The sequence below is a fragment of the Protofrankia sp. Cr2 genome (assembly GCF_963555885.1).
Taxonomy (GTDB): Bacteria; Actinomycetota; Actinomycetes; order Frankiales; family Frankiaceae; genus Protofrankia.
The window spans coordinates 1-6,325 of the sequence record NZ_CAUVXG010000104.1 but is presented as its reverse complement, the minus strand read 5'-3'; the positions used below and the strand labels follow the sequence as shown (position 1 = coordinate 6,325).

The 6,325-nt window shown below is 64.7% G+C and carries 5 protein-coding genes; 1 reads left to right on the top strand and 4 read right to left on the bottom strand.

Annotation, left to right across the window (positions count from 1 at the left end):
* The 4 genes from U9978_RS23615 to U9978_RS23600 form a co-directional block, all read right to left on the bottom strand.
* Positions 1-972, bottom strand: a 972-nt coding sequence (locus tag U9978_RS23615) for a DUF222 domain-containing protein (RefSeq protein WP_322763350.1), incomplete at its 3' end; no start/stop codon positions are given.
* A gap of 285 nt (positions 973-1,257) precedes the next feature.
* Positions 1,258-3,819, bottom strand: coding sequence for a serine/threonine-protein kinase (locus tag U9978_RS23610; protein WP_322763349.1), 2,562 nt, complete (start codon positions 3,817-3,819; stop codon positions 1,258-1,260).
* A gap of 377 nt (positions 3,820-4,196) precedes the next feature.
* Complete coding sequence (locus U9978_RS23605) at positions 4,197-4,598, bottom strand: VOC family protein (protein ID WP_322763348.1); 402 nt, start codon at positions 4,596-4,598, stop codon at positions 4,197-4,199.
* Positions 4,599-4,609: 11 nt separating this feature from the next.
* Positions 4,610-5,374, bottom strand: a complete 765-nt coding sequence (locus U9978_RS23600) for a phosphosulfolactate synthase (RefSeq protein ID WP_322763347.1) — start codon at positions 5,372-5,374, stop codon at positions 4,610-4,612.
* A 235-nt stretch (positions 5,375-5,609) separates the two neighbouring features.
* Here U9978_RS23600 and U9978_RS23595 point away from each other — a divergent pair.
* On the top strand, positions 5,610-6,325 hold a 716-nt coding region (locus tag U9978_RS23595; RefSeq protein ID WP_322763346.1), incomplete at its 3' end, for a class I adenylate-forming enzyme family protein.

Genomic DNA, 6,325 nt, shown 5'->3' with positions numbered 1-6,325 from the left:
GGGTGCCAGGACGGTGACGTGGGGGCGGTAGCCGCCCTGGGTGGGCAGGGTGTCGGTGTGCAACGCGCGGGTGATCAGTTCGATGAGGGCGTCGGCGCGGCGTCGGGCCGGGGAGCGGCGGTCCCGTTCCCCACCGGTGTCAGCCGTGTCGCCCGCAGGGCCCGTACTGTCGGCACTCCCCGTGGTGCCGGCGTTGTCGGCACCGCCCGCACCGCCCGCGCGTTCGGCGTTGGCGGCGCCGGCACCGTCGGGGTTGGCCGCACCGTCGGGGTTGCCGGCGGGGCGGGGTGCGGTCAGTGGATCCAGTGCCGCCCGCAGGATCGCGGCGGCCTCGGCGTCCAGGGTCCCCCGAATCCGGGTGGTGCCCGCCCCGGTGTCGGTCAGCCACAACTCCCGCACCTCGGCGGGATCCTTCTCCCGTTCCGGTGTCGGGTCCTGATCGGCCAGCCGGGTGATCAGGAACGCGCCCAGGCGGGTCAACTCCGCCGGGTCGAACACCTCGGCCTGGGCGAGCAGGAACGCCTGCGCGTCCCCGACCGTCGCCGCCGGGGTACCCGCGGGTAGCCCGCGCACAGTTCGCACGATCGCCCACGCCTGCTCGGCGGAGATGATCCCGGCGCGCAGGGCGTGGCCGGTCGCGGCCTGTGGCCCGTCCAGGGCGGCGGCGAGCTCGACGAGCATCCGCGCGTCCCCGGGGCGTAGCCGCAGCCGGTGTCGTAGCAGGGCGGCGGTGCTGGTGGCGCCGTGGCGGGCGGCCAGGTCGCGGCCGTCGGCGTCGCGGACCAGCCGTAGCCGTAGTGCCGCCATCGTGGCCAGGAGCCGTTCGCCGTCCTCCAACGCGGCGAGCAGCTCGGCATCCGACAGCGACCACACCGACGTCTGGGCCAGGGTGTTCATGGCGGTGGCGACCGCGTCCAGCCCGGTGAGCACGGGATGCTCCCGGTCCGGGGTGGTGGCGGCGGCGCTCTGCATAGATCAACGATAACCCGACATGCCCCCAAAGTCGAACATATGTTCGTACAGGGTGCGAATATTAGCCCGGTCGCCGTGGGCTCCACCACGCCGGCCCGACGACAGGGGAGCAACCCGCCCGGAACCCGGCGCCCGGCGACACGACGGCCGCACCCGCAACCCAACTGTGCGCACGACAAGGAGACCATGACCAGAATGACTGGCCTGTGATCAAGGGGACGAGTCCGCCACCCCAGTGAAAGATCCGGGCCGGGGAACGCACGCAGCGATACCCGCGGAGGCGAGTCAGTTGGCGGACCGCTCCAGGTGCCGGTCGAGTCCACGTGCCTCAGGGACGGCAAGCAGGGCCAACCGCGCTTGGCCTGCGTCCGGAAAGCGCTGCTCCGGGTCTCGTGCGGTCGCTTTAGCAACAACCCGGGCCAGCTCTGATGAGCACTCGAGGACGGACGTGTCAAGATCCTGGGTGAGAGCGCGGTAGAGCCTTGTCTCGACATCTTCATCCGGGTTCTCTCGCCCACCGAGGAGTACGTACAATACCTTGCCAAGAGAATAGATGTCGGTTCGATGGTCGACCTGTTCGCCCCGAATTTGTTCGGGCGACATGTAGGCCGGCGTCCCGATAGGCAGGCCCGGAATCATCGTCGAGAATTCTTCGTCAGTTGAATCGCCAGGGTCCACGATATGCCGGGCTACCCCAAAGTCGATCATTATTGGCTCACCGAAAGTATCCACGATGACGTTGTTCGGCTTCACGTCCAGTCGTACAATCCCGAGTTCGTGCAGGTATTCGATCCCGCCTAATAATGACACTGCCAAGCGCACGGCCGTAGCGCCGTCCGGTCGGCTCTCGCCAGTCTGCCGGCTCAAGCTGGCACCCTCGACTAAGTCCATGACAATGCCAAGCCGACCATCGACTTCTTGCAACAACTCGTAGGTAAGAACTACGTTACGGTGTCGCAGCCGCAGCGCAATCTGCGCCTCTCGACGGAATCGTGCCCGAGCCTCTCCTTCGGCGGTAGGCGCATCCAGTACCTTAATGGCACGCCGTAACCCGGTCCTTGTGTCCACCGCAGCAAAGACAGTCCCCATTCCGCCGGCACCGATGATGTCAAGAAGCTCGTACCGCCCGCCCGCCATCAACCGCTGAGCCCGAGGAACGCGGAAGTCGACACGGTCAATACCGGTTCCACCCGGCGGCGCTGCCGAGCCGACCACCGTCGTGTCTGACGTAGCGTAGACGCGAGGACCCCCTGGAGGACGGGGGGTAGGCCGCACATCAGCAGGCAGTGGAACACCGAGAAGCTCTACACTTTCTCGTTCGCTGGTTCGTGCAATTCGCAGAAGCCGACGGCGCATCTCCGCACTGAGTCGATAACTCGGCGTCCGGGTAATACCGCCAAAAAGTGTTGCACCATCCCGCAGATCTGCAAGCGACTCGATTATGCCATGACGTACCAGATGCCGCAGCACCAGGTCGGCTCGGGCCGACGTCAGCGAAAGTAAGGGCGACAACGCACGCTCACCCCTGGTCACATCCTCGGCCTTGAACACCCCACCTTCGCTGCGTAGAACCCAGTCGGTGACGTAATACGCACCGAGCCGGAACCGGTCTTCCTCGACGGTGCGGCCTTGCCCGCGCTGTCGGCCAAGTATGCCTGCCAGGATCTCGGCCAGCTCCGCATACAGGGCGAAGCGATCCATATCATCCGACGAGATTCTGATGAACGGGGTACCATTATCCCATGCGAGGAGATTGTACAGTTCCTGGGTGAGCCGCCGCGGGACACCGCGCCCCTTGTACTCGAGGTAATCACAGATCAGTTCGAAAATCTGGGTGTCGACCAGCCGGCCGTTGGTCGGGCTACGGATCAGTTCGCTGAGAAGAGCGGCCGCGGCCTGCCAGAGGCACGGAACGTAGGTAGTCCAGGAAAAGACACTCTCGTAGATTCCGATACCGGATCTACCGTCAGCAACAGCTTGATCGAAAAGGTCCACGCCGGCTACAAAAACAAAGTGCACCCCAGGCGCCGTCAACACATTCTTGAACGCTGTCAGCACCGCGTTCAGGCTGACCCGTCCGTCCTCACTGCTCGTGAGTTTGTCCAGCTCATCCAGGACGACGACCACGTGGATCGGAAGGGCGGCAATGCCACGCCCACGCCTGCGGAGACGGCGACGGGCTGTCGGCTGCGCGCGGCGCAGGACCGGGCCGAACCCACCGCTCCCCACACTGCTCAGCAGTTCTACAATCCGCAGGAAATCATGTTCGACATCGGCGCCACTGTAGGTAAGAAACGATGCTTCCGTGGCCAGCGACCGGGTGGTCTTTGTACCACGCTCCAGCTTCGGTGTCAGGCCGGCGAACTGCACGGCTGCCCCCACGCCGATCGATCGCGTCACCTCACGATCTTCACTCGCCCGGGAAGTCAACGACAACGACGTCCGTGCATATGCGAGCAACACCGAGTTCCGTACAGCTGCCGGTAGAGTGACCAGCAGCCCGCTGTCGTCCAGGCTTTCCACCACTCTACGGATTACTGAGAACAAGAACTCCTCGGTACTCATCGGCCGCGCGATGTTAAGGAAAACCGGCAGGTAACGTCGCCCCGCCGTTTGGTCAACCAACTCCCGCACGCATGACCGCACCAGGGTAGTCTTCCCGGCGCCCCGGAATCCGGCTATCAGGAACGCGCCCCCGTCGGAGCGGTGAATCCGCTCCCGCAAGCTCGTGGAGAGTGCCCGATGGTGCAGGCTCGACATGATCGAATCACCGACGACCGGTCCATGCACGTACCGAAAATCGTCGTCGAGCCTTATACCGCCGGCAGAAGGCGACTGATCTGACACGCTTAGCACAGTACGCGCTCGGCTACGGGGGTGGGAAGCGAGGTCCGAGCGTACGGGTGATGGGAGGGGTGTCCCGATGCCGCAACTTCGCGGCCACTTCAGCCTGTCTTCTCACCGTCGGCGAGCGCTATCGGTGTCCCACGAACAGCGGCAGCAGCGTGCCCGTCGACGTCACCAGGCCCCGCTCCACACGATCCGAAACGATCAAACGTACGGACCGCAGACCGTAGGCAGAAAGCGACACGCCACCATGACGGCGGGCACGGGCAACCGGCCGGCCAGCAACGCAGCCCGCCGAGGTATGCCCGCCGTCAGGCGCAGCCAGCAATCATGATCAACTTAGTGTGACAGGAGCCGACGACACGACCTCCTGAAGATCAGTACATCATCCGCGGGTCGACATAGTGTTTGAATTCGAGCAGGTTGCCCGAGGGATCGCGCAGCACCACGGTCCGATGGTGTTCGACCAGCCCGGCGAAACGTACCTGTTCGGGCTGGAAGACCGCCACCTCGCGCAGTTCGACCAGGCGCAGCAGTGCGTTGAAGTCGGCACCGTCCCGGAATGTCACGCCGAAATGGCGCGGGTACAACGTCGCCTCGCCCGGTTCATAATCAGGGGTGAGGTGGCAGACAAGCTGGTCGCCGAAGAAATCGAGCGTGATCCGGTCGGGATAACGGCGGGCGAGCCGGCAACCGAGCAGGTCCACATAGAATCGCTCGGCCGCCGCCAGGTCCATCACGGGAATGGCGAGATGAAAGACATCGGCGGTGTTTCGCACGGCCCGCTCCTCTACTCGAAGGCCAGCAGCGTGTCCGAGCGGAGCCCGAGCCGCAGGGTCTCCAGGCCCACGACGTCGGCGGCGTGCACGTTTCCGAGGTTGACATCCGGACCGACCCGGCGGATGAAGTGGGTCTGCAGCGTCTTGGTGGGCGTCTCGAACACCAGTCGATCGACTGGCACGCCGGAGTCGAGGATGTCCTCGATCAGACCGAACCGCAACTGCCCGTCCGGCCGGCAGATGCCGCTGGTCCCGGTCTCACGTGCTTCCAGGATCACCATCTGGGCGCCGGCATGCAGGTCGGTCCGAATGGCGGCGATCCACCGGGACGGCGACTGACGCTCGGAACGTTCGGCATCCTTGAATCCGACCTCGCTCAGCACGACGAATTCGTCGGCGAGTTTGGCAACGTAGCTCGCCTTCTCCTCGACACCGAGGTCGATGGTCCCGTTCGACACCTCCACATACCGACAGCCCTGCTCGCGACACAGCTCCCGGAAATCGTCGAAACGACCCTGTAGAATGTGCTTTTCGAACAGGGTACCGCCGAAGAGGAAGTCGATACCCAGGCCGCGCAGGCAGTCGATCTTATCGGCCATCCCGGCTGTCACGAGCGACGTACCCCAGCCGAACTTCACCAGGTCGATATGATCGCAGAAGCTGGCGACTGCATCACGGAAATAGCCTGTCGGAAGGCCGTTGTCAATCACTATCGTAATTCCACGGAAACGCGGCTTCGGCTGGCGTGCGGGCAGGGCGAGAACGCTAGTGATCATAACGGCCACCTCCTGGAGCGGCACTTGGCTGGTCCGGGGATTCGGCCTGCGGGGCGAAATCACCACGCACGCCAAATTTCACCCCTACTGTTCCCCCATCACATGAGAGTGGCTTTAACGTCACCTGTGGAATTACTTAGAGATCGGGGCAGGAGGCGAAATTTTCGCATCCATGCGCTCATGATCATCCGGTAGATTCTTCAGTAAGCTCTCATCGGTTACCGAGGTTTCGTTAATGTTGTTCAAGAAAGATGCGAACGTGCTTGCTATTCTTGACAGCCCTCGTTCGATGGATCTGGATGAGCGGTCACCCACGGGCCACCGCCGCATGATCGACCTGTTGGAGGCTCATAGTCGGGACCAACCCCACCGCGTCTGTCTCGTAGATGCAGGCAGCGGCCGCCGCATGCACTACGACGAACTCGACGCCACAGTACGTGCCTGGTGGCGGGCATTCGACCGTGCCGGCTGCCGACCCGGACAGCGAGTGGCGATCGTCGTCGCCGACCCGGTGGATTTCGCCGCCGCCTACCTCGGAGCCATCACCAGCGGGCGCCACGCCGTCCCGCTGAGCCCGGGCGCTCCCCCGGCGGAGCTGCAGCGGATGCTCACGATGGCCGGACCTGCCCTGGTGGTGGCCGACCGGGATCTACCGCTGGCGGCCGGCGTTCAGCGGGTCGGCCCGTGCCCCGCCCGGGTCGACTACCACCCTCCGGCTCCAGCACCTGATGGACCGGCCGCCGGCGGTGGAGTCGTCCTGTCCACCTCAGGGACCACGGGGACAGCCAAGCAGATCTTCCTCGGCGAGGCACAACTCGTGCACGTCGCGCGTGCAGTGGCCGTCCATCACGCCCTTACCAGGGACGACATCGGGTTCTGTCCGCTGCCCCTGTTCCACGTCAACGCCGAGGTTGTGGGGCTGCTCGCCACCCTGACCGCGGGCGGCACGGT

Coding starts and splice junctions, on each gene's coding strand:
- U9978_RS23600 (WP_322763347.1), bottom strand. CDS start 5,374: ATGATCACTAGCGTTCTCGCCCTGCCCGCACGCCAGCCGAAGCCGCGT.